At 63.2% G+C, this 25999-nt stretch carries 23 protein-coding genes and 1 tRNA gene; 13 read left to right on the plus strand and 11 right to left on the minus strand.

Annotation, left to right across the window (positions count from 1 at the left end; translation table 11 throughout):
- Window positions 1-4: 4 nt before the first annotated feature.
- Window positions 5-1639 carry a methyl-accepting chemotaxis protein gene (locus GH663_RS05090; RefSeq protein ID WP_153130596.1) on the minus strand — a complete coding sequence of 545 codons (1635 nt, stop codon included), beginning with the start codon at window positions 1637-1639 and terminating at the stop codon, window positions 5-7.
- Between the two features lie 169 nt (window positions 1640-1808).
- Here GH663_RS05090 and clpB point away from each other — a divergent pair, with 169 nt between their 5' ends.
- On the plus strand, window positions 1809-4391 hold the full coding sequence (gene clpB, locus GH663_RS05095; protein ID WP_153130597.1) for an ATP-dependent chaperone ClpB: 2583 nt from the start codon (window positions 1809-1811) through the stop codon (window positions 4389-4391).
- Between the two features lie 68 nt (window positions 4392-4459).
- Here clpB and GH663_RS05100 read toward each other — a convergent pair whose 3' ends face one another.
- Entirely contained in the window at window positions 4460-4744 is a 285-nt protein-coding gene (locus tag GH663_RS05100) for a DUF2502 domain-containing protein (protein WP_153130598.1), read from the minus strand.
- 93 nt (window positions 4745-4837) lie between these two features.
- On the opposite strand from GH663_RS05100, the gene GH663_RS05105 reads away from it, so the two are divergent.
- The 6 genes from GH663_RS05105 (at window position 4838) to GH663_RS05130 (ending at window position 13055) form a co-directional block, all read left to right on the plus strand.
- On the plus strand, window positions 4838-5620 hold the full coding sequence (locus tag GH663_RS05105; RefSeq protein ID WP_246181500.1) for a DUF1684 domain-containing protein: 783 nt from the start codon (window positions 4838-4840) through the stop codon (window positions 5618-5620).
- A 103-nt stretch (window positions 5621-5723) separates the two neighbouring features.
- Window positions 5724-6125 (plus strand): flagellar basal body-associated FliL family protein, encoded by a 402-nt coding sequence (locus GH663_RS05110; protein WP_153130600.1) that lies wholly within the window; start codon window positions 5724-5726, stop codon window positions 6123-6125.
- A gap of 193 nt (window positions 6126-6318) precedes the next feature.
- Window positions 6319-7134 (plus strand): pyrroline-5-carboxylate reductase, encoded by an 816-nt coding sequence (gene proC, locus GH663_RS05115; RefSeq protein ID WP_153130601.1) that lies wholly within the window; start codon window positions 6319-6321, stop codon window positions 7132-7134.
- 19 nt (window positions 7135-7153) lie between these two features.
- Window positions 7154-7642 carry an Lrp/AsnC ligand binding domain-containing protein gene (locus GH663_RS05120; RefSeq protein WP_153130602.1) on the plus strand — a complete coding sequence of 163 codons (489 nt, stop codon included), beginning with the start codon at window positions 7154-7156 and terminating at the stop codon, window positions 7640-7642.
- The gene (putA, locus tag GH663_RS05125) at window positions 7639-11259 is read left to right on the plus strand and encodes a bifunctional proline dehydrogenase/L-glutamate gamma-semialdehyde dehydrogenase PutA (RefSeq protein WP_153130603.1); all 3621 of its coding nucleotides are present in this window, start codon (window positions 7639-7641) and stop codon (window positions 11257-11259) included. The genes GH663_RS05120 and putA overlap by 4 nt, the downstream gene beginning before the upstream one ends.
- 167 nt (window positions 11260-11426) lie before the next feature.
- A complete protein-coding gene (locus GH663_RS05130) occupies window positions 11427-13055 on the plus strand; it encodes a methyl-accepting chemotaxis protein (protein ID WP_153130604.1) in 1629 nt (542 codons plus the stop codon).
- A gap of 59 nt (window positions 13056-13114) precedes the next feature.
- Here GH663_RS05130 and rquA read toward each other — a convergent pair whose 3' ends face one another.
- The gene (rquA, locus tag GH663_RS05135) at window positions 13115-13855 is read right to left on the minus strand and encodes a rhodoquinone biosynthesis methyltransferase RquA (protein WP_153130605.1); all 741 of its coding nucleotides are present in this window, start codon (window positions 13853-13855) and stop codon (window positions 13115-13117) included.
- Between the two features lie 179 nt (window positions 13856-14034).
- Between rquA and GH663_RS05140 the strand changes: the two genes are divergently transcribed.
- Both GH663_RS05140 and GH663_RS05145 read left to right on the plus strand, forming a co-directional pair.
- Complete coding sequence (locus tag GH663_RS05140) at window positions 14035-14268, plus strand: DUF3567 family protein (RefSeq protein ID WP_066879663.1); 234 nt, start codon at window positions 14035-14037, stop codon at window positions 14266-14268.
- A gap of 49 nt (window positions 14269-14317) precedes the next feature.
- Window positions 14318-14527, plus strand: coding sequence for a DUF3460 family protein (locus GH663_RS05145; RefSeq protein ID WP_153130606.1), 210 nt, complete (start codon window positions 14318-14320; stop codon window positions 14525-14527).
- Between the two features lie 95 nt (window positions 14528-14622).
- Here the strand turns inward: GH663_RS05145 and GH663_RS05150 are convergent, their stop codons facing one another.
- Window positions 14623-17313 carry a bifunctional acetate--CoA ligase family protein/GNAT family N-acetyltransferase gene (locus tag GH663_RS05150; protein ID WP_153130607.1) on the minus strand — a complete coding sequence of 897 codons (2691 nt, stop codon included), beginning with the start codon at window positions 17311-17313 and terminating at the stop codon, window positions 14623-14625.
- Window positions 17314-17401: 88 nt separating this feature from the next.
- Complete coding sequence (locus GH663_RS05155; RefSeq protein ID WP_066879673.1) at window positions 17402-17806, minus strand: OsmC family protein; 405 nt, start codon at window positions 17804-17806, stop codon at window positions 17402-17404.
- On the opposite strand from GH663_RS05155, the gene GH663_RS05160 reads away from it, so the two are divergent.
- On the plus strand, window positions 17805-18344 hold the full coding sequence (locus GH663_RS05160; protein WP_246181501.1) for a class I SAM-dependent methyltransferase: 540 nt from the start codon (window positions 17805-17807) through the stop codon (window positions 18342-18344). The genes GH663_RS05155 and GH663_RS05160 overlap by 2 nt on opposite strands.
- Here GH663_RS05160 and mnmH read toward each other — a convergent pair.
- A complete protein-coding gene (mnmH, locus tag GH663_RS05165; protein ID WP_153130608.1) occupies window positions 18317-19378 on the minus strand; it encodes a tRNA 2-selenouridine(34) synthase MnmH in 1062 nt (353 codons plus the stop codon). The genes GH663_RS05160 and mnmH overlap by 28 nt on opposite strands.
- Before the next feature lie 4 nt (window positions 19379-19382).
- Window positions 19383-19985, minus strand: a complete 603-nt coding sequence (locus GH663_RS05170) for an arylesterase (RefSeq protein WP_153130609.1) — start codon at window positions 19983-19985, stop codon at window positions 19383-19385.
- Between GH663_RS05170 and GH663_RS05175 the strand changes: the two genes are divergently transcribed.
- On the plus strand, window positions 19984-20685 hold the full coding sequence (locus tag GH663_RS05175) for an ABC transporter ATP-binding protein (RefSeq protein WP_211371062.1): 702 nt from the start codon (window positions 19984-19986) through the stop codon (window positions 20683-20685). The genes GH663_RS05170 and GH663_RS05175 overlap by 2 nt on opposite strands.
- A 3-nt stretch (window positions 20686-20688) precedes the next feature.
- On the opposite strand, the gene GH663_RS05180 is transcribed toward GH663_RS05175, so the two are convergent.
- The 4 genes from GH663_RS05180 to hpnC all read right to left on the minus strand — a co-directional run bounded on the left by GH663_RS05180 (window position 20689) and on the right by hpnC (window position 24850).
- Window positions 20689-21891 carry an ABC transporter substrate-binding protein gene (locus tag GH663_RS05180; protein ID WP_153130610.1) on the minus strand — a complete coding sequence of 401 codons (1203 nt, stop codon included), beginning with the start codon at window positions 21889-21891 and terminating at the stop codon, window positions 20689-20691.
- A gap of 65 nt (window positions 21892-21956) precedes the next feature.
- Window positions 21957-23210, minus strand: a complete 1254-nt coding sequence (gene hpnE / locus GH663_RS05185; RefSeq protein WP_153130611.1) for a hydroxysqualene dehydroxylase HpnE — start codon at window positions 23208-23210, stop codon at window positions 21957-21959.
- Window positions 23203-24036: a presqualene diphosphate synthase HpnD gene (gene hpnD / locus GH663_RS05190; RefSeq protein ID WP_153130612.1), complete on the minus strand. Its 834-nt coding sequence runs from the start codon at window positions 24034-24036 to the stop codon at window positions 23203-23205. The genes hpnE and hpnD overlap by 8 nt, the downstream gene beginning before the upstream one ends.
- 4 nt (window positions 24037-24040) lie before the next feature.
- Window positions 24041-24850, minus strand: coding sequence for a squalene synthase HpnC (gene hpnC, locus GH663_RS05195; RefSeq protein WP_153130613.1), 810 nt, complete (start codon window positions 24848-24850; stop codon window positions 24041-24043).
- A gap of 54 nt (window positions 24851-24904) precedes the next feature.
- Here hpnC and GH663_RS05200 point away from each other — a divergent pair.
- Window positions 24905-24989 (plus strand) — tRNA-Leu (locus tag GH663_RS05200).
- A gap of 81 nt (window positions 24990-25070) precedes the next feature.
- Window positions 25071-25997 carry a bestrophin family protein gene (locus tag GH663_RS05205; protein ID WP_153130614.1) on the plus strand — a complete coding sequence of 309 codons (927 nt, stop codon included), beginning with the start codon at window positions 25071-25073 and terminating at the stop codon, window positions 25995-25997.
- The last annotated feature ends 2 nt before the right edge of the window (window positions 25998-25999 follow it).

Here is a 25999-nt window from a genome sequence, read left to right on the forward strand (position 1 = left end):
CGTATCAGGTCTTGAACTGCGCCACCGTCTTGTGCAGCGAGGCGGACAGCGAGTGCAGATGGCGTGCCGCAGTGGCCGTGTGGCCGACGGCGATGGCGCTTTCTTCCGACATCTGGGCGATGGTTTCGAGCTGGTGGGCAATCTGGTTGCCGGCTGAGCTCTGTTCGGAAATCGAGTCGGAAATGCCGTTGACCACATGGGTGACGCGCTCGGCGCCATCGCGAATGCGGTTGATCGAGTCGCCGGCCTGGTTGGCCAGTTCGACGCCATTGCTGACCTGGACGACGCCGGCCTGCATGCTGCTGACCGCGCTGCGCGTGCCGTTCTGGATTTTGGCGACCATGCCACCGATTTCGGTGGTCGACAGGCTGGTCCGTTCGGCCAGCTTGCGCACTTCGTCGGCGACGACGGCGAAGCCGCGGCCCTGTTCGCCGGCCCGTGCCGCTTCGATGGCGGCGTTCAGCGCCAGCAGGTTGGTCTGGTCGGCGATTTCCTTGATGGTGTTGACGATCGAGGTGATCTGGTCGGACTGCCGGCCGAGATCTTCAACGATGGTCGAGGACGACTGCACCGCTTCGGAAATCTTGCGCATTTCGGTCGCCGCGTTGTGAATGACCGCCGCACCTTCTTCCGAAATCTTCCCGGCTTCCTGGGAAATGCCGTGCGCTTCGGCGGCGTTTTCCTTGACCTGGTCGATGCTGACCGCCATTTCCTCGACCGAGGCTGCCATCGAGGCGGCGGCATCGCTCTGCTGACGGGCCCGGTCGGCCACTTCTTCCGAGGCGCGCAGCAATTGATCGGCGGCGCTGGAAACCTGCTCGGCATTGCCGAGAATGCTGCTGATCATGCTGCGCAGCGTTTCCTGCATGGTCCGGATGTTGGCCAGCAGGCTGTCGTTGTCGCCGGGCGCGGTGTCGACCGGCGTCGCCAGGTCGCCGGCGGCGATGCGGCGGGTGACGGCCGAGGCGACGGTCGGGTCGCCGCCCAGCGTGCCGATGATGTTGCGCGACAGCAGCAGCAGCGAGATGCCAACAAAGCCGCCGATGCCGAGACCCCAGAGCAGCAGTTCGATGGCGTTGCTACGGAACTTGGCTTCGACGTCGTCGATGTAGATGCCGGAGCCGATGACCCAGCCCCAGGGCTGGAAGCCCATGACAAAGGAGATTTTCGGGACGCTCGACTCGGAGCCGGGCTTCGGCCAGACGTAGTCCACGAAGCCGGAACCCTGCGATTTGACCACCCGATTGAACTCGGCGAACAGCAGCTTGCCGTTGGTGTCCTTGAGCTGGTCGAGTTTGTTGCCTTCCATTGCCGGCTTGATCGGATGCATGACCATCAGGTCGTTCAGGTCGTTGATCCAGAAATATTCGGTCTTGTCATAACGCAGGTCGCGCACGGCGGCAGCGGCCGCCTTCTGGGCATCCTCGACGGACATCTTGCCCTCGCGGGCCGCCTTCTCGAAATGGGCGACGGTGGCGTGGGCGACCTCGACCAGGTTGCGTACCTTGGCCTGGCGGTCGCCGAGCATCTGGCTTTTGCCGTTGATCAGCAGGAAGGCAAACAACACGATCAGTGCCGCGATGGTGCCGATGGTCATTGCGGCCAGTTTGCCGCGCAAGGTCATGCCGTGTCCGGTCATGGATTCCCTCCCAGGATATTAATAATTATCTATGCCGAAAATGTTCGTTCAAATTTTGCACAGTGGGGCCGAAGGATACTCTTGTTCATGGCGTCCATGAACGCCAGTTGAAATCCCCAGCCTTGCCCTCATCTACCGGATATCAAAATATTTCCGCCAGAGGATAGCCATGCGACTCGACAAGTTTACGACCAAATTCCAGGAAGCTTTAGCCGATGCCCAAAGCCTGGCCATCGGTGGCGACCAGCAGTTCATCGAACCGCAGCACCTGCTGCTCGCTTTGCTGCAGCAGGATGACGGTGGCACGACCTCGCTGCTGTCGCGGGCCGGCGTCAATGTGCCGGGCCTGAAGCGCGATCTCGAACAGGCGCTGACCCGCCTGCCGCAGGTGGAAGGGCACGGCGGCGACGTTTCGCTCGGCCGTGACCTCACCAACCTGCTCAACCTGACCGACAAGGAAGCGCAGAAGCGCGGCGACCAGTTCATCGCCAGCGAAATGTTCCTGCTCGCCCTTTGTGACGACAAGAACGAAACCGGCCGCATCGCCAAGCAACACGGCCTGAGCCGCAAGTCGATCGAAGCCGCGATCATGGCCGTGCGCGGCGGGCAGGGCGTCGATTCGCAGGAGGCCGAAGGGCAGCGTGAGTCGCTGAAAAAGTACTGCATCGATCTCACCGAACGCGCCGCCCAGGGCAAGCTCGACCCGGTGATCGGCCGCGACGACGAAATCCGCCGCGCCATCCAGATCCTGCAGCGCCGGACCAAGAATAACCCGGTGTTGATCGGCGAGCCGGGCGTCGGCAAGACGGCTATCGTCGAAGGCCTGGCCCAGCGCATCGTCAATGAGGAGGTGCCGGAAACCCTGAAAGGCAAGAAGGTCCTGGTCCTCGACATGGCCGGCCTGCTCGCCGGCGCCAAGTATCGCGGCGAGTTCGAGGAGCGTCTGAAGGCGGTGTTGAAGGAAGTGGCGCAGGACGAAGGGCGGATCATCCTGTTCATCGACGAGCTGCACACCATGGTCGGCGCCGGCAAGGCCGAAGGGGCCATCGACGCCGGCAACATGCTGAAGCCGGCGCTGGCGCGCGGCGAACTGCACTGCATCGGCGCCACCACGCTCAACGAATACCGCAAGTACATCGAGAAGGATGCCGCTCTGGAGCGCCGCTTCCAGAAAGTGCTGGTCGAGGAGCCGAGCGTCGAATCGACCATCGCCATCCTGCGCGGCCTGCAGGAAAAGTACGAGCTGCACCACGGCGTCGATATCACCGACCCGGCCATCGTCGCCGCCGCCGAGTTGAGCCACCGTTACATCACCGACCGCTTCCTGCCCGACAAGGCGATCGACCTGATCGACGAAGCAGCGGCCCGCATCAAGATGGAAATCGACTCCAAGCCGGAGGTGATGGACAAGCTCGACCGCCGCATCATCCAGTTGAAGATCGAGCGCGAGGCGGTCAAGCGCGAGAAGGACGAAGCCTCGAAGAAGCGCCTGGCCCTGATCGAGGAAGAAATCACCAAGCTGACCAAGGAATATTCCGACCTGGAAGAAATCTGGAAGGCCGAGAAGTCGGCGGTGCTCGGTTCGGCCCAGATCAAGGAAGAAATCGACCACCTGCGGGCCGACATCGCCCGCCTGCAACGCGAAGGCAAGTTGGACAAGGTGGCCGAGCTGCAATACGGCAAGTTACCGGCGCTGGAAGCCCAGTTGAAGGCGGCCGATGCGGTCGACCCTGAAAAACAGGCCAAAAACAAATTGCTGCGCACCCAGGTTGGGGCCGAGGAAATCGCCGAAGTGGTCAGCCGGGCGACCGGCATCCCGGTCAGCAAGATGATGCAGGGCGAGCGCGAAAAGCTGCTCAAGATGGAAGAGCGGCTGCACAAGCGCGTCGTCGGGCAGGACGAGGCGGTGCGCTTGGTTGGCGATGCGATCCGTCGCTCGCGGGCCGGCCTCTCCGATCCGAACCGGCCCTATGGTTCCTTCCTCTTCCTCGGCCCGACCGGCGTCGGCAAGACCGAGCTGTGCAAGGCGCTGGCCGAGTTCATGTTCGATGCCGAGGATCACCTGATCCGCATCGACATGAGCGAGTTCATGGAGAAACATTCGGTCGCCCGCCTGATCGGCGCCCCCCCGGGTTACGTCGGTTACGAGGAAGGCGGCTACCTGACCGAAGCGGTGCGCCGCAAGCCTTATTCGGTGATCCTGCTCGACGAAGTCGAGAAGGCGCACCCGGATGTCTTCAACGTGCTGCTACAGGTTCTGGACGACGGCCGGATGACCGATGGCCAGGGACGTACCGTGGATTTCAAGAACACGGTGATCGTCATGACCTCGAATCTAGGCAGCCAGATGATCCAGCAGATGGCCGGTGACGACTACGGGGTGATCAAGATGGCGGTGATGGCTGAGGTCAAGACCTACTTCCGGCCGGAGTTCATCAACCGGATCGACGAGGTGGTGGTCTTCCACGCGCTCGACGAGAAGCACATCGCCGGCATCGCCAAGATCCAGCTCGGCTACCTCGAAAAGCGGCTGGCCCAGCTCGAAATGGCCATCGTCGTCGACGACAGCGCCTTGGCCGAACTGGCGCAGGCCGGCTTCGACCCGGTCTTCGGCGCCCGGCCGCTCAAGCGGGCGATCCAGCAGCAGATCGAGAATCCGCTGGCGCGGGCCATCCTGGAAGGGAAGTTCGCCGCCAAGGATACGATTCGCGTCAGTTGCGAAAACGGCATCATGCGTTTCGCCAAAGCTTGATTGCTGAATTGGCCAAAAAAACAAGGGCGCCGCGCGGCGCCCTTGTTTTTTATGAGACGTGTGATTATTTAACAGCGGCCTTTCTTCGCCTGTCCTGGCGGGCAGCCGCCATTGCCCTTGCCGGGGTGGCCGGTGTAGTACTTTTCGCCGCGCGGGCCGTTATGCTGTTTCCAGTAGCCCGGGTCGCGGTATTCGTAGCCGTCCCAGTAGTAGCCGCGGTTGTCGCGGGCGCCAAAGGTCACGGTGACGCCCGGTGCCTGGATGCGGACGTTGCCGAGATTGACATTTACGTCGGTGGCGCCGGCCAGCAGGGGTGTTGCCGCGATGGCCGCGGCCAGAATGAATTTTTTCATATGCCATTTCCTCTAAAAGATACTCGGGGCGGATAGCCGCTCAGGCAGTTAACGAATTATCGGCCGATTGGATAACAAATGGAATGTAAAGAAATGCAAGATGATCTGAAACATTGGCAGGCCCGGCGCCATGCCGAGTTGAGTTCGCCGGATAGCTGGTTGGGGCTGGTTGGCCTGTTCTGGCCGGAGCCGGGAATCAACCGGGTGGGCAATGGCGGTGATTGTGTCGTCTGCCTTCCGGCGGGGCCGCTGCATCTGGGCGATCTGCGCTGGGCGGGCGATCGCATTTTCTGGCAACCGGCGGCAGGTGAGGAGCGAGAGTTGCAAACCGACCGCCTCGGCCGACCATCGGTGGTGGACTGTGAAAACCTGTCCTTTTTCATTGTCGACCGCGAGGGTCGCCTGGCCGTGCGTGTGCGCGACCGCGACTGGGCAATGAACAAGCCCTTCGCCGGCCTCAGCTATTTCGACGATGATCCGGCCTGGCGCATCGTCGCCGACTGGCAGGCAATCTCGCCGCCGCTGCAGATGGAAGTGCCCAATGCGAGCGGCGATCTGAAGAGTGTCGAAGTCGCCCATCGGGCAGTGTTCGATGTGGCCGGACAGGAGGTTGCGTTGTTGCCTATGGCGGTAGGCGAGCATGAGGTCTTCTTCGTTTTTCGCGACCGGAGCAGCGGCGGGCAGACCTATGGTGCCGGGCGCTTCCTGAAGGCGAATCCGCCGGTCGACGGCAAAATCAGCCTCGATTTCAACCGGGCCTACAATCCGCCGTGCGCCTTCACCCCTTTCGCGACTTGCCCGCTGCCGCCGCCGGAAAACTGGTTGCCGTTTGCCGTGGCGGCCGGTGAAAAGAAGCCTGCCGCGACGCAGGGCTGAGCCGCTTGTCATCGGACCGGGGTATCATCGCCGGGTACGACGATTCGATGACTCCCGGGGGGCTGGATAGTGCAGGCCGACCCGCCAACCAGATGACCTCCCGATGAAACATTTTTCCGCCCTGTTCAAGACCCTTGCCTGCCTTTTGTTGTCCGTCTGGCTGATGCCTGCCGTACTGGCCAGCGATGCCGGCCCCTCCGGTCCCGAGCCTTACAAATTTGTGGTCAATCTGGGCGATCCTTCGAATGGGGGCAAGTATCTGCAGGTCCAGATGGTTTTCGAAGGTGCCAAGCCCGAGGTCGATCACGATGTCGCCATCAACAAGCCGAAGATCCAGCATGCGCTGATCCTGTTGCTGTCCAGCGCGAATCCCGATGTCTTGCTTACCTTGAAGGGGAAGAAGGATCTGATGATCGAGATTATCGACACAGTCAATCATTTGCTGCACGAGACTGAAAAGACCGGGGTGAAAGATGTTTTTTTCACCAGCTTTATTATCCAGTAAGCCTCCTTTCAGTCGATTTCACTGAAAAGAATCCTGGAAAAAGTTTTTTGTGCTGGACTGTGAATATCGCTTAGTTCTGTTGTCTGAATTATTGTTTAAGTTAAGTTTAAAAAACTTGTAATTTAAAAAATCGCAGCATAGACTTCTGTCAATGGCGCTGTTATGGCGTCGATTTGACTAAAGGAGTGCAAGCGTGGAGATAGTTCAAAAACTACTGGTCGTCGGCTGCGGCAACATGGGGGCGGCGCTGGCGGCGGGTTTTGCGGCCGCTCATCCGGCGGCCGAAGTTTTCGCCCTTGATCGCGACCCGGAGCGCGCCCACTCCTTGCTGCCGCCCGGCAGTCCTGTCGCGGTCCGCCGGACGCAGGCTGAACTGGCCGGCTGGCAGCCGGATCTCGTCATTCTCGCCCTGAAGCCGCAGGTGCTCGGCTCGGCGCTCGCTGAACTCATTCCCTTGCTGCGCAGTGCGCTGGTCATCTCGGTAGCCGCCGGTGTCGGGCTGGCCCGTTTGTCCCAACTGCTCGATGGGCATCGCCGCCTGGTCCGTGCCATGCCCAATTTACCGGTTGTCGTCGGCCAGGGCATGACCACGCTCTATGCCGATTCCCCTGCGGCAGTCGATGTCGCTGCCTGCGCGGCGGTCTTCAATGCAGTCGGCCAAGCCGCCTGGGTCGCCAGCGAGGGGCTGATCGATGCGGCGACGGCGATTGCCGGCAGCGGCCCGGCCTATTTTTTCGCGCTGGTCGAGCAACTGGCCAAGGCCGGCGAGGCCGAGGGGCTGCCGGCCGAACTGGCGCTGCATCTGGCCAGCCAGACTTTCATCGGCGCGGCCAGCCTGTTGCAGCAGGATGGTCGGCCGGCGGCTGCTCTGAAGGCAGCGGTTTGCAGCCCGCGCGGCACGACCGAAGCCGGCCTGGGCGCACTGGAACAGCCAGATGCCCTGCCGCGGGCCGTCGCAGCCAGTGTTCGTGCCGCCCACCAACGCGCCGTCGAACTGGCCGGTGCCTGATCAAATCTCGGAGACCAACATGCATAAACTCGATCAAATCGATCTTGATATCCTGGCCGCCTTGCAGGCCGACGGCCGGACCACCAACGTGGCGCTGGCCAAGCAGGTCGGGCTGAGTCCGACGCCTTGTCTGGAGCGCGTCAAGTCGCTCGAGGCGGAAGGTTTCATCGCCGGCTACTCGGCCCGCCTGGCGCCGGCGGCGCTCGGTCTCGGGCTGACCGTATTCGTCCAGATCAGCATCGAACGCACCTCACAGCAAGTGTTCACGGATTTTCGCACCGCGGTACAGGCCATTCCGGAAATCCAGGAATGCCACATGGTGGCCGGCGGCTACGATTATCTGCTCAAGGTTCGGGTGCCGGACATGCTGGCCTACCGCAATTTCCTCGGCGTCGTGCTGTCGGGTGTTCCCGGCATTCGTGAAACGCACAGCTATCCGGTGATGGAAGAACTCAAGGATTCGGCTGCCATCTCCCTCGGTCATCTCGATCAGGGAGTCGCCCGATGAGCCGCCTGTTGCGCGATGCAATACGCGAGGCCTGCCGGCGCGACGAAGCGGCTTGCGTGCGGGCGCTGGTCACTGAACTGGAAGGCTGGCCCGGCGATCCGGCGGCGGTCGGGCAGCGTGCCCGGGGGCTGGTCGAGGCGGTGCGCCGGCAGCGCAGCCATGCCAGCGGCGTCGATCACCTGATGCACGAATTCTCGCTGTCCAGCCAGGAAGGCGTTGCCCTGATGTGCCTGGCCGAAGCCCTGCTGCGGATTCCGGACAGTGCTACGGTCGACCGCCTGATTCGCGACAAAATCAGCCACGGCGACTGGAAATCGCACCTCGGCGGCAGCCCGTCGTTGTTCGTCAATGCCGCGACCTGGGGCCTGATGCTGACCGGCAAGCTGGTCGCCACCCACAACCATGGGGCACTCGGCAATGCGCTGAGCCGGCTGCTGAGCAAGGGCGGCGAGCCGTTGATCCGCAAGGGCGTCGATTTTGCGATGCGCCTGCTCGGCCAGCAATTCGTCATGGGCGAGAACATCGCGGCGGCGCTCAGTCGCAGCCAGCACAACGAGGCGCGCGGCTATACGCACTCCTTCGACATGCTCGGCGAAGCGGCGCTGACCGCGGCCGATGCCGAGCGCTATTTCCAGGCCTACGAAGCGGCCATCCACGCCATCGGCCAGGCCAGTGCCGGGCGCGGCATCAAGGCCGGGCCGGGCATTTCGGTCAAGCTGTCGGCGCTGCACCCGCGCTATGCCCGCAGCCAGCGGGCGCGGGTGATGGCCGAGCTGGGGCCGCGCCTGAAGCGCCTGCTGCAACTCGCCCGGCACTACGACATCGGCCTCAATATCGATGCTGAGGAGGCGGATCGCCTCGAACTGTCGCTCGACCTGCTCGAAGAGCTGGCCGGCGACCCCGACCTGGCCGGCTGGCATGGCCTCGGCTTCGTCATCCAGGCCTACCAGAAACGTTGTCCCTTCGTCATCGACCTGTTGGTCGATCTAGCCCGGCGCAGCCAGCGCCGGCTGATGGTCCGCCTGGTCAAGGGGGCCTATTGGGACAGCGAAATCAAGCGCGCCCAGGTCGATGGCCTGGCAGATTACCCGGTCTATACCCGCAAGTCGCATTCCGACCTCGCCTATCTGGTCTGCGCCCGCCGCCTGCTCGCCGCGCCCGACGCCATCTACCCGCAGTTCGCGACGCACAACGCACATACGCTGTCGGCGGTCTTCCAGATGGCCAAGGCGGCCGGCATCGACGACTACGAGTTCCAGTGCCTGCATGGCATGGGCGAGCCGCTCTACGACAATGTCGTCGGTCCGGAGAACCTCGGCAAGCCCTGCCGCATCTACGCGCCGGTCGGCACCCATGAAACGCTGCTGCCCTACCTGGTGCGCCGCCTGCTGGAAAACGGGGCAAACAGCTCTTTCGTCAATCGCATTGTCGATCCTGCGGTCTCGATCGACGAACTGATCGAAGAGCCGCTGACCCAGGTCCGCCGCGAAGGCGGCGGGCGGCACCCGGCGATCCACTTGCCGCGCCAACTGTATGGCAGCGGACGCCTCAATTCGAGTGGCCTCGACCTCACGGATGAGCCGACGCTGGCTTCGCTGGAAAATGAATTGGCGAGTCTGGCCAATCGCCATTGGCAGGCCGGACCCTTGCTGGCGGCTGGCGCGCCGGCCAATACCGATGCGCCACCGCGTCCGGTGCTCAACCCGGCCAATCGGCTGGAGCAGGTCGGGACAGTGCGCGACGCCGGGCCGGCGCAGATCGAAAGTGCGCTGGCCAGTGCCCAGGCCTGCGTCGAATCCTGGCACCAGACGCCGCCGGCCGAACGCGCCGCGGCGCTGTCGCGGGCGGCCGATCTGCTCGAAGCCCGGCGGCCGGAACTGCTCAGCCTGTGCATCCGCGAAGCCGGCAAAACCTGGGCTAACGCGCTGGCCGAAGTGCGCGAGGCGGTCGATTTCTGCCGTTACTACGGTCAACAGCTTGTAAACGGCCATTTTCAACCGGCCGCCGCGGCCCCCGGCGTCGTCGTCTGCATCAGCCCGTGGAATTTCCCGCTCGCCATCTTCATCGGCGAAGTCAGCGCCGCACTTGCTGCCGGTAGCCCGATAATCGCCAAGCCGGCCGAGCAGACGCCGCTGATCGCCGCGTTCGCCGTCGAACTGCTGCACGCCGCCGGCATTCCGCGTGCGGTCCTGCAGTTCCTGCCCGGACCGGGCGAGACGGTGGGTTCCGCGCTGACCGCCGATGCACGGGTACGCGGTGTCGTGTTCACCGGCTCGACTGAGGTGGCGCAACTGATCAACCAGAGCATCGCCGGCCGCGACGGCGTCCGGCTGATCGCCGAAACCGGCGGTCAGAACGCGATGATCGTCGATTCCTCGGCGTTGCCCGAGCAGGTCGTGCTCGACATTCTGGCATCCGGTTTCGACAGCGCCGGCCAGCGTTGTTCGGCCCTGCGCGTGCTCTGCCTGCAAACCGATATTGCCAATCACGTCCTGGAAATGCTGAAGGCGGCGATGCAGGAACTGCAGCTCGGCAACCCGGCGCAACTGGCCACCGACATCGGCCCGGTCATCGACAGCGAGGCGCAGGCCGGCCTGCTCGCCCATATCGAACGCATGCGGGCCAAGGGCAGGGCAGTCTTCCAGTTGCCGCTGCCGGCGGCGTGTGCCGAAGGCAGCTTCGTGCCGCCGACGCTGATCGAGATCGATTCGCTGGCCGACCTGCAGCGCGAGGTCTTCGGCCCGGTCATCCACGTCCTGCGCTTCGCTGGCGACAAACTGCCGCGCCTGCTCGACGCCATCAATGGCACCGGCTACGGGCTGACGCTCGGCCTGCACAGCCGGATCGACGAGACCGTGCAGTTGGTCAGCAGCAGCGCCCATGTCGGCAACATCTACGTCAATCGCAACATGGTCGGCGCCGTGGTCGGGGTCCAGCCCTTTGGCGGCGAAGGCTTGTCCGGCACCGGGCCGAAGGCGGGCGGGCCGCTCTACCTGCATCGGCTGGTCGACAGCGAGCGTGTCCTGCCGGCCGCGATCGGTTGCCTGCCGGGCGATGCGCCGCTGGCGGTCGACTCCGCTTTCCGGCAACTGGCCGAATGGGCTTTTGTTGCCGGCCGGCGCGAACTGGCTCAGCTGTGTACCGAATATGCCGAACTTTCACCCTGGCGCGCCCGCATCGATCTGCCGGGGCCGACCGGTGAGCGCAATACCCTGCGCTTTGCTGCACGCGGCTTGATGCTTTGCCTGGCTGCCGATGAAGACGGCGTGCTGCGTCAGTTGGCGGCGGTTTTCGCCACCGGCAATCAGGCGGCATTGCCGGATACGCCGCTCAGCCGGGCCGTGCTCGGCAAGCTGCCGACGAATCTGGCGGCCGGGATCGCCATCCGGGCTGCGCCCGGCTTTGCCGGCCTGGCCGGCGTGCTGTTTGTCGGTCCGCCGGCGGAGGCGGCCCGTTTGCGTCTGCGTCTGGCCTGCGAACCGGGCGCGTTGATCCAGCTTTTGCAGCCGACGGGTAGCGGTCGCTACCCTTTGTACCGGATGCTGGTCGAGCGGGTGTTGACGGTGAATACCACCGCTGCAGGCGGCAACACGACACTGATGACCCTCGGGGCCTGAGCCAGGGTGGCCTGGCAGAGCGCCGGGCGGCTTGGTTTTAATCATTGATGAATTTGTTGTTTTTACTTGAAATGCAATCTACCGGGGTTTAGCATCGTTGCATGACCTGCCACCCAACAAGATGGCGCGGAATATCCAATATAAGAACATTCAAGGAGGGACAAAAAATGGCCTGGTTCGACAATCTTTCGTTGCGTTACAAGCTGCTGCTCAACTTTCTCGCGAGCGGCGGCGTGCTGATCGTCGCCGTGGTGTTCTGTGTCATGCAGATCCGGTCGGTCGGCAAGGATACCGAGGAAATTGCCAAGAACTGGCTGCCCTCGATGCAGGCGGTCGGTGAAATCAGCCAGCTGCGCCTGCGCTATCGGGTCCGCAGCCTGGAATACATGCTGCCGGGCAGTGCCGATGAGAAGGCGAAGATCGAAAGCAGCCTGGGCAAGCTCGACGAGTCGGTGCGCGAAGCCCTGAAAGGCTATGAAAAGTTGATCGCTTCCGAGCAGGAGCGGCTGATCTATCAATCGGTCGTCCAGGCGGCGACCGATTATCGGATTGTCGTCGACAAGGCCATTGCCCTGGCCAAGGCTGGCAACGAAGAGCAGGCGCAGCAGTTGCGCAAGGCGGAGTGGGTCGCGGCCGCCAATCGCATGCGTGACAAGACCGACGAACTGGTCAAGCTCAACCGCACCGGTTCCGAAGCGGCCTCAAGCAGTGCCGAGGCGCACGTCAATTCTGCCCTGGTTGGTGGCTTTAGCGCGCTGGCGCTCGGTATCGTGCTGGCCTTGCTGGTCTCCTACCTGATCGCCCGCCGCATGGGCAGTCAGCTCGATGCCGCGGTTGCTGCCGCTCGCCTGATCGCCCAGGGCGACTTGCGTGGCGAGCTGCCACGGGCGAGTAGCGACGAGGTCGGCAAACTGGTCGGTGCCGTCGGCGACGTGCAGCAATCGCTGCGCAGCGCGATGGGCGAAACCTTGACCAGCGCCGAACAGATTCTGACCGCGTCCAATTCCCTGAACCATGCGGTGCAACTGATCGACCAGTCGTCCTCGGTGCAGAGTAGTGCGGCCTCGGCCATCGCGGCCAATGTCGAGGAACTGACTGTCTCGATCAACCACGTTTCGGACAATACCAACGAAGCGTCGCGGCTGGCCAATGCCTCCGACGAGCAGGCGCATCAGGGCAATCTGGCGATCGAGGAACTGGTCGGCCAGATCAACAAGGTGGCCAATGTGGTGCGCAACGCGGCCGGCCAGATCAACGAACTGAAGCAGGAGTCCGAGAAGATTTCGAGCATCGTCGCGGTTATTCGCGACATTGCCGACCAGACCAACCTGCTTGCCCTCAATGCCGCGATCGAGGCGGCACGGGCCGGTGAAGCCGGGCGCGGTTTTGCGGTGGTGGCCGACGAAGTACGCAAGCTGGCCGAACGGACGGCTGTGTCGACCGGCGAAATCACCGGCATGGTCAATGCTATCCAGCAATCGACCGGACAGGTGGTGAGCGGTGTCGCGCAAGGGGTGGAACTGGCCGACAGCAGTGTCGTGCTGGCGCAGCAGGCCGGGCAGTCGATTGCCCACCTGCGCGAAATGGCGCAGCAGGTGGCCGATGTCGTGCGCGAGGTCAATAATGGCCTGCGCGAACAGTCGGCGGCATCAACCGATGTTGCCGTGCGCATCGAGCAGATCGCGACGCAGTCCGAGGAGGCCAGCGCCATCGCCCACGAAACCTCGCAGGCCGCCGAGTCGATGGACCGGACGGCGCACGAGATGCAGGCCATCGTCGGGCGCTTCAAGATCTGATTTTCGATCGATGGCTGCGGTCGACCGCCGGAAAAGGGTAAATTCCGGCGCCGGCTGGCTCAAACGGTAATCACGACCTTCTGGTAAAGGTCGCCGAAGCAGGTGCTCTTGCTCACGCCAGCTGAACTGAATGTGGTCGGCAGGTAACTGGTGATTTCCTGCCGCCAGAGGTCGTCGGCAAAAGGCTCGAGCATACTGAGCACGGCTTTCATCACGTAACGCAGCGGATTGCTGCGTTTCGGCTTGTGATAATCGACGATGACGACTTTGCCGCCCGGCCGGGTCACCCGCAGCGCTTCGGCCAGCGTTGCCCGGCGGACTGCCTCCGGCTGCTCGTGTAGCAGAAAGAAGAGCAGGCTGGCGTCGAAGCTGGCATCGGCGAAATGCAGGGCGCTGGCATCCTGCCGGTGCAGGTGGATGCGCGTGTCGTCAGCCAGTTTGCGGCGCAGGTTGGCGAGCTGGATGGGCGCGACGTCGACGACGTCCAGCCGGCCGGCTGTACCGAGCCGGGCGGCGATACGCTGGCTAAAGTCGCCATAGACACAGGCCACCTGTAGCAGGCGATGCTCGATCGTGTCGCCGAGTTCGCCCAGTGCGGCATCGCGCAGGCGACTGAAATTGCCCCATAGAATCAGGTTGACCAGCCATTCGCGCTCGAAGAAGCGGACCGCATTTGGATGCAGGTAGGCCCACCAATAGACTTTTTGCAGATAGTCGGGGATGTCCGGGGCGATCTGGGCCACCTTTGAATTGGCGACAGGAACGAAGGGGGAAGGAAGGCCTTGGGCGTTGTTTTTCATGAAGATCTCTGGGGCGCGGCTGCCAGGAGAGCGAACTAGACGCAAGCCGACGCACGCTAGGGTGTCATATTTTTCCCATTCCTCCACCTGCTATTTCTGGCCGTCGCTTAAACTTGGGCTACAGGGATGGCCGGATCAGCCGTTAACAGACTTGAGGCTTCGTTGATTGGAGGTGTGCGATGAATGTCATCTACAGCAGTGAGCACTTCTGGATTCTGGCTTACCCGGCCGAACAGGGGCTGGAGTTGTTCGACAAGGATGCGCTGAGCACACTTTTCCTGCGCGGGCCGTCGGCCTGGCATTTCCAGCACGCGATGGAAGAGATTCCGGAAGCCGAGCGTGACGAGGAAACCATCGATGCCTTTCTCGAAGACTACTGTGCCGGTAGCGCTCGTCCCATCGTCTTCCACTGACGTGCTAGAATCGCGGCATTGTCTTGATTAGCTTGAGGAAAGCAGCCAAATGGGTGACGTAAATACGAGCTACGTGTCTGATCACACGAAGTGGATGAACGAACAGCTGGAAAAGAACCCGGCCTGGGGCGAAGACCAAAAGGCCGGCCGCGCCCTGTGGTGGGACAAGAAGCAGGATGTCGATACCTCGACGCGCAATGCGACCTCCAAGGTAGCGCAGAAGCCTTACCCCTACGACGTGAATTTCTTCGGCGAATAATTCGCCGTCGGACGTCGAAATGAAAAGCCGGTCTTTCGACCGGCTTTTTTGTTGCCGTCGCTCCCGCCGGGGCAGGAGCGACAAGCGTTGGGCGCCTAGCCCGTCAGCGGCTTGACGACGCGCTTGACGGCGGTGTCGTCCGGGTGCGGATGGATGGTGAAGCCGAGGCTGGTCATCAGGCGGAACATCTTGGTATTGGTCGACAACACGTCGCCGACCACCGCGCGGTAGCCCTTGGAGCGGGCACAGTCGATCAGCGCCGTCATCAGCTTGCGGCCGACACCGCATTTCTGCCAGCCGTCGCCGACGGCCAGCGCGAACTCGACCGATTCGCCATCCGGATTGACCACGTAGCGCGAAACACCGATCTGCGATTCCTTGCCTTCGTCGTCGTTGATCGTTGCCACCAGGGCCATTTCGCGGTCGTAGTCGATTTGCGTGAAACGGACCAGCATGGTCTGGGTCAGCTCGCGCAGGGTGTCCATGAAGCGGTAGTAGCGCGATTCGTCCGACATGTTCTTGACGAACTCCTGCTCCAGCTCTGCATCTTCCGGGCGGATCGGGCGGATGGTGACGACCTTGCCGTCGTTCATCTGCCATTCCTGCACCAGATGCACCGGGTAGGGGTAGATCGCCATGTGGGCGTAGCGGTCGCCGCTGGCGCCGGTCGCATGGTCGATGACGATGCGGGCATCGGCGGCGATGGCGCCTTCTTCATCGACGATCAGCGGGTTGAGGTCGAGTTCGACGATCCACGGCAGTTCGCAGACCATTTCGGAGATGCAGAGCAGCACTTCCTTGATCGCTTCGCGGTCGACCGGCGGCATGTTGTGGAACTGGTCGAGAATCTTCGAGGCGCGCGTCGAATCGATCAGATCCTTGGCCAGGAACTTGTTGAGCGGCGGCAGGGCGACCGAGCGGTCGCTGAAGATCTCGACGTCGAAACCGCCGGCGCCGAAGGTGATGACCGGCCCGAAAATCGGGTCGCGGAAGACGCCGATCATCAGCTCCCGACCATTCGGGCGCGACAGGAACGGTTCGATCGAGACCCCGTTGATCTTGGCGGTTGGGTGACGCTTCTGGACGGTATCAATGATGTCGTGGTAGGCGTTGCGGACAGCTGGTGCATTCTGGATGTTCAGGCGAACGCCGCCGGCATCCGACTTGTGCGGCAGGTCCGGCGAATCGACCTTCATGGCGATCGGGAAGCCGATCTGCTCGGCCAGCAGCAGCGCTTCGGTCGCGGTGCGGGCAACCATGGTCTGCGCCACCGGCACCTTGAAGGCACGCAGGATGGCTTTCGATTCCATTTCCGACAGCACCTTGCGCCGTTCGGCGAGCAGCGCCTCGATCAGCATCTTGGCGCCTTCGGTTTCCGGGCGTTGCTGGCGGGTCGGTTCCGGCGTCTGCAGCAGCAGCTTCTGGTTGCTGTAGTACTTGGAGATGTGATGGAACAGCTCGATCGCCGTTTCCGGCATACGGAAGGCCGGAATGCCGGCATCTTCGAGCAGCTTGCGGGCGCCGGCCACCTGTTCTTCGCCCATCCAGCAGCAGATCAGCGAACGGTTCAGCTTGTCGGCGACTTCGATGATCGCCTTGGCGACTTCCATCGGTTCGGTCATTGCCTGCGGCGACAGCATGACCAGCGTGCTGTCGACATTTGCGTCATGGGTCACGGCGAGGATGGTGTCGCGGTAGCGCTCCGGTGTCGCATCGCCGCCAATGTCGATTGGATTGCCGTGCGACCAGCCGATCGGCAGGAACTTGTTGAGCGCGGCCATCGTCTCGTTCGAGAGCTGGGCCAGCGGAATGCCGAGGTCGCCAGCGCGGTCGGCGGCCATGGCACCGGGGCCACCGCCGTTGGTGATGATGGCGAGACGGCTGCCCTGCGGGCGGAATTTGGAAGCGAGCGCCTTGGCGGCATAGAACAACTGGCCGACGTTACGGACGCGGACGACGCCGGCCCGGCGGACGGCTGCATCGAACACGGTATCGGAGACGGCGGCCATGCCGGAGTGGGCTGCGGCGGCAACCGAGCCGGCTTCGTGGCGACCGGCCTTGAGCAGGATGATCGGCTTGATACGGGCGGCCGACCGCAGGGCGCTCATGAAGCGGCGGGCATTGCGGATGCCTTCGACGTACATCAGGATGTAGTGCGTGCGGCTGTCGTAAATCAGGTAGTCAAGAATTTCGCCGAAATCGATGTCGGCCGTCATGCCCAGCGAAATGACCGAGGAAAAGCCGACCTGATTGGCCTTGGCCCAGTCGAGCACCGCCGAGCACATGGCGCCAGACTGCGAGACCAGGGCCAGGTTGCCCGGGTTGGCGGTGATCTTGGTGAAGGTGGCGTTCAGCCCGAGTTCGGGGCGGATGATGCCGAGGCAGTTGGGGCCGAGGATGCGCACGTTGTAGGAACGGGCGATCTCGATCACCTTGCGTTCGAGCGCGGCGCCGATGTGGCCGGCCTCGGAAAAGCCGGCGGCAATGATGATGGCGTTGCGGACGCCGCTGCGGCCGCATTGTTCGATGATATGGGGGACGGTTTGCGGCCGGGTGGCGATGATCGCCGTCTCGACCCGGGCGCCGATTTCCTCGATCGACTTGTAGGCCGGCTGGCCCTGGATCGTCTCATGCTTGGGGTTGATGGCGTACAGCTTGCCCTTGTAGCCCTGATTCAGAATGTTCTTGAAAATGACGTTGCCGACCGAGTTTTCACGGTCGGAGGCGCCAATCACAGCCACCGATTTGGGTTCGAATAATGAAGTCAGATAGTGCTGTTCAAGCATGGCAGGCCCCTTGTTAGGCTGTTATTGTGCATCGCACGATTCTGGCACAAAGACATGGTGAATGCCATTGCAGAGGTGGGGTTATTGACTATTCGCTCAGTGCGCAATCGAGCGTCATGGAGTGAGAAAGGGCGCGGTGTACCGGGCAGCGGTTGGCAATTTCGAGAAGGCGGCGGCGGTGTTCCGGCAGGAGCTCGCCCTCGAGCGTGATTTCCCGCGTAATGCGGTCGCGAGCGACGCCATCGATATCGATCTTGTCGTGCCTGAGGGCAACGCTGATCCGGGTCAGCGGCAGGCCTTTCCGCTCGGCGTACATGCGCAGCGTCATCGAGGTGCAGGCGCCGAGACCGCTCATCAGGAAATCGAAAGGGGCCGGGCCGGCATCGGCGCCGCCGATGCTCGCCGGCTCGTCGGCAATCAGCCGATGCTGGCCGGCAAGTACTTCCTGCTGGTATCTTCCTTGTCCATTTTCCGCAACGACGACTTCCGACATGACCGACTCCCTGAACGAAATGGCCCGGATCATACCTCCATCACCTTGGGTGGCCGGCCATCTCGGCTACTTTGCGCCAGGCGCCAGGGTGCTTGATCTGGCTTGCGGCAGCGGGCGTCACAGCCGCCTGCTGGCCAGTCTCGGGCACCCGGTGCTGGCGGTCGACCGCGATGCCGAGGCGCTGGCCGGCCTGTACGGGCTGCCCGGCATCGAAACATTGCAGGCCGATCTGGAAGGCGACGAATGGCCATTGGCCGGGCGCCAGTTTGCCGGCATCGTCGTCACCAACTACCTGTGGCGGCCGCGATTTGCCGATCTGTTGGCCTTGCTGGCGCCGGGCGGTGTGCTGATCTACGAAACCTTCATGGTCGGTAACGAAGCCTACGGCAAGCCGTCCAGCGCGAAGTTCCTGCTCCAGCCTGGCGAGTTGCGCGAACGCGTGGCGGTGGCCGGCTGGCGTGAAATCGCCTTCGACGAAGGCTATACCGCAACGCCGAAGCCGGCCATGCGTCAGGCGGTGTGCGCGCAGCGTCCCTGAGTGATGGCCGCGGCCAGCCGTTCGATGCCGGCGGCTGAAAGATCGTCTGTCGTGAAGCAGGCAGGGTCCTGCATGCCGGTGTAATTCCTGTCCTGCGAGCGTCGGTAGTGCGGGTCATAGTGCAGATCGAGCAGTTCGCGCACCAGTTCGGACCAGTGGCCGCTTTCGATCAGGTTCAGCCAGCGACTCATTGTTTCCTTGCTCTGCAGGCCGCGCAGCGGCTCCAGTCGTTCGACCAGGAAAGCCGGGTCGTGCAGGAAATAATCGTAGTCATGGAGCAGGAAGGCGACGCGGGCTTCGGTGCTGGCCTCGATGTTCAGGCAATTGCCGAGCCGGATGCGTTCGAGCAGGGCGTCGGGCAGGTGCAGGCGGCCAATCTTGCGGCTCTCGGCTTCGACGTAGACCGGGCGGGCTGGGTCGAAGGCGGCAATTGCCTGCAGCAGGCTGGTTTCAAAGCTCTTTTGGGCTGGTTGCGGCTGGCCGGGCAGGACGCCGAGCACCGAGCCTTTGTGGCAGGCCAGGGTTTCGAGATCGAGGACCTGCCCACCCAACTGGCCGATGGCTTGCAGGATACGGGTTTTGGCACTGCCGGTCGGGCCGCAGACAACCTGGAAATCGAGGTTTTGCGGCAGGCGGGCCAATTCGGCGATGACGTGGCCGCGCCAGGCCTTGTAGCCGCCATCCAGTTGCCCGGCGGGCCAGCCGATGGCGCGAAAAATCGTCGTCATCGAGCCGCTGCGATCGCCGCCGCGCCAGCAGTAGATCAGCGGTTTCCAGGATTTCGGCCGGTCGAGAAAGCGCTCGCGCAAGTGGCGGGCGATGTTTTCGGAGACCAGCGCGGCGCCGATCTTCTTGGCTTCGAATGGGGAAACCTGCTTGTACAGCGTGCCGACTTCGGCACGCTGGGCGTCGTCGAGTACCGGGCAGTTGATGGCGCCGGGGATGTGGTCCTCGGCAAATTCGGCGGGGGAGCGGACATCGATGATTTCATCGTAGGCCGCAAGGTCGGCGACGGTCGGGCGATTCTGTTTCATCCGTCTATTTTAGCAAGGGCTGCAGGCTGGCCCAGACATGATCGAGAATCAAGGGCTGTGCTGCGGCAGTCGGATGTAGATTGTCGGCCTGAAAGTAGGCGGCCTGGGCGGCGACCGGTTCGAGCAGGAAAGGCAGAAAGGTGCTTTTTCCGTTCGCCGCCAGTTCGGCATAGTTGCGCTCAAATTCGGCGGCGTAGGGGCCGTAATTGGGCGGTAGACGCATGCCGACCAGCATGACCCGCGCGCCGGCCGTCCGGGCGGCGTCGTTCATTGCCTTCAGGTTGTCCCGCATCTGGGCCAGCGACAGGCCGCGCAGGCCGTCATTGGCGCCGAGGGCGATGATGACGATGGCAGGCTGATGCTGTTTCAGTGCCGGCAGCAGACGGCTGCGGCCGCCGGCCGTGGTTTCGCCGGAGATCGACAGATTGGCGACGCTATAATCGAAACGCTTTTCGGCCAGGCGTTTGCCGAGCAGCGCCGGCCAGGCCTGTTCGGGACGAATGCCATAGCCGGCGGACAGCGAGTCGCCGATGACTAGGATGGTTTTGCCGGCGAAGGCCGCCGGGGCTGAGCAAAGCAGGGCAAACAGCAAGAGGAAAAGCCGCATGGCAGAGAAACCGGTCGTTGAAGTGGTGGGGTTGGGCAAGACGGTCGACAACGGCGGCGAGCCGCTGACGATACTGCAGGATATTTCCTTTTCGGTGCAACCGGGTGAAACAGTCGCCATTGTCGGTGCTTCGGGCTCCGGCAAGTCGACCCTGCTCGGCCTGCTGGCCGGGCTCGATGTGCCGACCGCCGGCGAAATCCGCCTCGATGGCGTGGCGCTGGCTGCGCTCGACGAGGATGAACGAGCCAAGCAGCGCGGCAAGTTGCTCGGTTTCGTTTTCCAGTCTTTCCAGTTGCTACCCTCGCTGAATGCGCTGGAAAACGTCATGCTGCCGCTGGAATTGGCCGGTTTCAAGGCGTCCACCCTGGGGCCAGCCTCTGTTTCTATGGTCGCAGCCGCCAGCGACTGGCTGAACCGGGTCGGCCTGGCGCATCGGCTGAAGCACTATCCCAAGCATCTTTCCGGCGGCGAGCAGCAGCGGGTGGCGCTGGCCCGCGCCTTTGCCCCGTCGCCGCGCCTGGTGCTGGCCGACGAGCCGACCGGCAATCTCGATGCGGCCACCGGGCAGCAGATCATCGAACTGATGTTCGACTTGAATGCCCGGCAGGGCACGACGCTGATCCTGGTCACCCATGACGAGGCAATCGCTGCCCGTTGCGGCCGTATCTTGCGCATCCAGTGCGGGCAACTGGCCGCCTGAGGCCTATTTTTTCGGTTTCTTCTGGATCAGCAGGCTGCGCCGTTCGTCATCGGCATAGGCATAGGCGATGCGTCCGTTCTTGACTTCGCCCATCACCACCATGTTTTCGGAAAGCGCCTCATGGTCGCCGGCGCTGAACGGGTGATCGTAGGTCGTGATCACCCCATAAACCGGCTTGTTCAGGTTTTCCAGCGCCTGCCGGACCTTGGTGCCCTCGGTGCCGCCAGCCTGGATCATTGCGCCGATCAGCAGATACACCGAGTCGTAGCCCTGGGCGGCGGACACCGCCGACGGGATGCGCTTGGTCTGGTTGGCCTGGTGGTAGGCGACGATGAAACCAGTGCGCCGCGAATTGTTGGCCTCTTCGATGAAGGTTTGCGGCATGCGGGCGCCTTCGGCGTTCTTGCCGGCCGCCTCGATGAAGTTGGGCAGCGACAGCGGCCAGCTGCCGATCATCGGCACGTTCCAGCCCAGCTTGGCCCGTCCGTTGGCGATGCTGGCCAGTTCGGGGCCGATGGCGTAAGTCAGGATGGCTTCGGCGCCGGCATCCTTGGCCCGTTTCAGCGCGGCCGACAAATCGGTGGTGCCGAGCTTGAAGCTTTCGACGGCGACCGGTTTCAGGTTGCGCTGGGCCAGCTGTTCGAGCAATTGCTCGCGGCCCTGTTCGCCATAGGCGGTGGTGTCGTGGAAGATGGCCAGCTTGCTGAAATGGCGACGTTCGGTTGCATCACGAACAATCATTGCCGACTGGATGGCGTCGCTGGCCGAGTTGCGGAACAGGTAGCTCTCGGGAAATTCCGGGGCCTTGAACTGGCCGACGATGCGGGCGCCGGTGGCGACGTTGTTGATGACCGGGATGCGGGCATCCTGGTAAAGGCGCTGGGCGGCCATGGCGACACCGGTATTGATGAAGCCGAGGCCGGCTACCACTTTTTCCTTTTCGATGACTTCCTGCACGACTTTCTTGCCGGTCTCCGGATCGGCCTTGTCGTCGCGTTCGACCAGTTCGATGCGGCGCCCGAAAATGCCGCCGCCGAGGTTGATCTCCTCGGCCGCGATGCGGACGCCGGCCAGCATCGACAGGCCCATCGGCGCCGACGAGCCGGTGAACGGCCCGGTCACGGCGATGCGGATCGGTTCGGCACTTGCCGCGCCGAGGGTGAGGGCGCCCAGCAAGCCGAGCGCCAGATGGCGAATGATGAACATGTTGTCTCCGGAAATTTTTATGCTGCGACACTAAACCGCGTCGGGGGTGGGCGCTATAGGGGGTTTCACCAAGCCGGTGCGAGCTCCCGGTCAATGATTCGGCGGGCGGCGCGCAGCCCGCTGCGGACGGCGCCTTCCAGCGTCGCCGGATAGTCGGCCCAAGTGTAGTCGCCGGCCAGGAAAACTCTGGAGTGCGCCGTGCTGCAGCCCGGGCGCAGCAGGCCGGGGCGGGCCGACAGGGTGGCGCGTTTTTCGCGGATGACTTTCTGCCAGCTCGCCTTTTCGCCCAGGCCGAGTTCGGCCTGCAGCGTTTCGGCCAGCGCCCCGTCGTCGAGCGATTCCCAGGCACCATGGCCGCTCAGGACGCAGGCGAGGAGGCCATTGCCGCGGTCGACCACCCACTGGCCGTGTTTTCCGGCCAGGTTGATGAGCGGGAAAGGCAACCCGGTTTTTGCCCCGAATTGCAGGTAGACCGTAGCAATCGGCTCGTAGTCGTAGCGGGCGGTTAGCGCCGGCCAGAGCTTGGTCGCATGCTGGGCGGCAGTGGCAATGATGGTGCCATCAAAGCGGCAGCCGTCGATGTCGACGCCGTGCTCGCCTGCGGCTAGTTCCTCGATCCGCGTCCCCGTCCGGATTTCGGCGCCATGGGCGAGCAGCCAGTCGCGCGCCGGCTCCGCCAGCAACTGGCCGAAATCGACGCGCGGCAGCAGCAGGTCGGTATCGGCCCGGCGTGCACTGCCCAGGCTGTCGCGCAGCACATTGGCGAACAGTTGCGCCGAGGCCTGTTCGGCCGGCGTGTTTAACGCGGCGAGGCAGAGCGGTTCCCACAGATGCCGGCGCAGGCGGCCGGTTTGTCCGGCGGCATCGAGCCAGGCGGCGACCGTCGTGTCGTTGTCTAGCTGGAATTTTTTGGCCTTGATGCCTTCCATCCACCATGCAGTGGCGAGTTTCTCGCGCAGGCCGACGCCCTTGGCCGTCAGCAGCCCCCAGGCGACATTGAGTGGCGCCGGCCAGCGGGGCAGGGCGAGATGGAAGCCATCCGGCTCGATGACCTGCAGCGGCCGGCGTTCGAACAGCCGTTCGGGGTCGGCGCCCAGCCGGCGCATCAGGGCCAGGGTTTCGCGGTAGGCGCCGAGCAGGATGTGCTGGCCGTTATCCAGCTTGCGGCCGTCGATGCTGACCGTGCGAGCCCGCCCACCCACCACGCGGCCAGCTTCGAACAGCGTGGTGTCGATACCGGCCGCCGTCAGTTCGACGGCAGCGGCCAGGCCGGCCCAGCCGCCGCCGATGACGGCGACCTTGGTACGTTGATCAGGCAAACGCCCAGGTCTTCCAGGCGATCCAGATCTTGCGTACCGGGGTCAGCGCGATGCGCTGGTGCAGCACCTGGTAGTTCTCGCGCTTGATCTCGTCGAGCAAGGTACGGTAGATCGCCGCCATGATCAGGCCGGGACGCTGACTCTTGCGGTCGACGGCCGGTAACTGGGCAAAAGCCTGCGCGTAGTATTGCTCGGCCCGTTCGGTCTGGAACTTCATCAGCGCCGTGAAATTGTCCGAATACTTGCCATTCAGAATGTCGGCGGCCGGTACGTTGAACTGCTTCAGTTCGTCCATCGGGATGTAGATGCGGCCGCGCCGGGCATCCTCGCCGATGTCGCGGATGATGTTGGTGAGCTGGAAGGCCATGCCCAGGTCGTGCGCGTATTTCTGCGTCTGCCGGTCCTTAAAGCCGAAGATCTCGGCGGCGAGCAGGCCGACGACGCTGGCGACGCGGTAGCAATACAGTGAGAGCCCCTTGAAATCGAGGTAGCGCGACTGCTGCAGATCCATCTCCATGCCGTCGATGATTTCCAACAGCTGTTCCTTGGGCAGATTGAACTGGCCGCCGACCGCCTTCAGGGCCAAGCCGACCGGATGGGTCGGCTCGCCGCTGGCGACGCGCTCGACCTCCTGGCGCCACCAAGTCAGTTTGGTCGAGGCGATGGAGATGTCGTGGCACTCATCGACCACGTCATCGACTTCGCGGCAGAAGGCATACAGCGCCATGATGGCGCGCCGACGCTCGACGGGCAGAAAAAGGAAGCTGTAATAGAAGGAGGAGCCGCTGGCGGCGCACTTCTCCTGGCAGTATTGTTCTGGGCTCATGGGGCTACATTGTAAGGGAACGGCTGGCGAGAACCAGCCAGTCCCATTTGCCGAGTTTGGGCCGGCGGTGGAAGACATCGCCGCGCACCTGGCGCAGCTTGTCGAGGATGCGCAGGCCGCCCTGGATGGTCAGGCGGATTTCCCAGCCGAGACGGCCGGGCAGGGCGTGCACGAGCGGCGCACCGCGCAGCATCAATGCCCGGGCGCGGTCGATCTCGAAATCCATCAGCGCCGCCCAGTTGGCGGACCAACGGCTGGCGGCGATGTCGTTCTCGCCAACCTTGAACTGCGGGAGATCGGCCTGCGGAATGTAAACCCGGTCCTTTTGCCAGTCGACCGCAACATCCTGCCAAAAATTGATCAATTGCAGGGCGCTGCAAATGCAGTCGGATTGTTCCAGGTATTCGGCTTCGGTCCGGCCGAACAGATGCAACACCAGCCGGCCGACCGGGTTGGCCGAACGGCGGCAATAATCGAGCAGTTCCGGGTAGTCGGCGTAGCGCTTCTTGACCACGTCCTGGGCAAAGGCATCGAGCAGGTCGCGGAACAACTGGATCGGCAAGCGGTACTGCTCAATGACTTCGGCCAGGGCGACGAACATTGCACTGTGCGGCACGTGTCCGGCGGCGATCCGATCCAGTTCCGCCTGGTAGGCGGCCAGGCCGGCCAGACGCTCGGCCGGCTCGGCATCGCCCTCGTCGGCAATGTCATCGGCGCTGCGCGCAAAACGGTAGATAACCTCGATCGGCCGGCGCAATTTCGCAGGCAGCAACAGCGAGGCAACGGGAAAGTTTTCGTAGTGGTCGACCGGCATGGGGCCGGAAGTATAGAGGTGAAGGCCAGGACAGTGTTAGAATGCGCGCCGCCTGCCCAGGTGGCGAAATTGGTAGACGCACCAGATTTAGGTTCTGGCGCCGAAAGGTGTGGGGGTTCGAGTCCCTTCCTGGGCACCATGTTTGTTTAGAAGCTGAAAAAGCCGCTTTAATCCGAGGATTGGCGGCTTTTTGCTTTTCGTCATCAGGATATCGTCCGCCATGATCGTTCGTCCCCGCCACCACTGGTTCCGCCTGCTTTTCGTCTGGCGCGGCTCCGTCTTGCCGGACATCATCGGCCGGCTGGCGCTGGTCCTAGCGGTTTCGGTGATCAGCGTGCTGAGTCGCGAGTGGTGGATGAGCGTCCATGCCAATTCGGCACTGAGTATCCCGCCCTTCACGCTGATGGGGGTGGCGCTGGCCATTTTCCTCGGCTTTCGCAACTCGGTCAGTTACGACCGCTTCTGGGAGGCGCGCAAGCAATGGGGCGGCCTGCTGGTGGTGGCGCGTTCGCTGGTGCGGCAGGTGTGCAGCAGCTTGCCCGGGCGTGAATACGAGCCGGTTCGGGCGGCGACGGTGCGCCGGGTAGCAGCTTTTGCCTATGCCTTGAAGCACCAGTTAAGGCAAACCGATGCCGCGGGCGATCTGGCCTTGCGCCTGGAAGGGGCTTTGCTGGCCGAGGTCAGTGCCGCCCGCTTCCAGCCGCAGATCATCCTGCTGTCGCTGGCTCATCTGGTGGCCGATCTGCGGCGCCAGGGGCAGCTTTCCGAAATGCAGCTATTTGCCATCGATAAGAGCCTGAATGTGTTGGCCGATACCTCGGGGGCTTGCGAGCGGATTGCCAGTACGCCGATTCCCTATACTTACCGGGTGCTGATGAACCGGACGGTGATGGTCTATTGCCTGTTGCTGCCAGTCGGGCTGGCGACCAGCATCGGCTGGCTCACACCGTTGATTGCCACCTTTGTCGCCTATACCTTTTTGGCGCTGGAAATGATCGGCGAGCAGATCGAGGAACCGTTCGGCACCGAAGCCAACGACCTGGCGCTCGATTCTCTGTGTCACACCATCGAGCTTTCGGTCTGCGAGATGGCCGGCCTGGCGCCGCTCGGCCAACCCCCGGTGGTGACGGATTTCGTCCTGACCTGAGT

It is taken from the genome of Dechloromonas hortensis, assembly GCF_009469765.1.
Taxonomy (GTDB): Bacteria; Pseudomonadota; Gammaproteobacteria; order Burkholderiales; family Rhodocyclaceae; genus Azonexus; species Azonexus hortensis.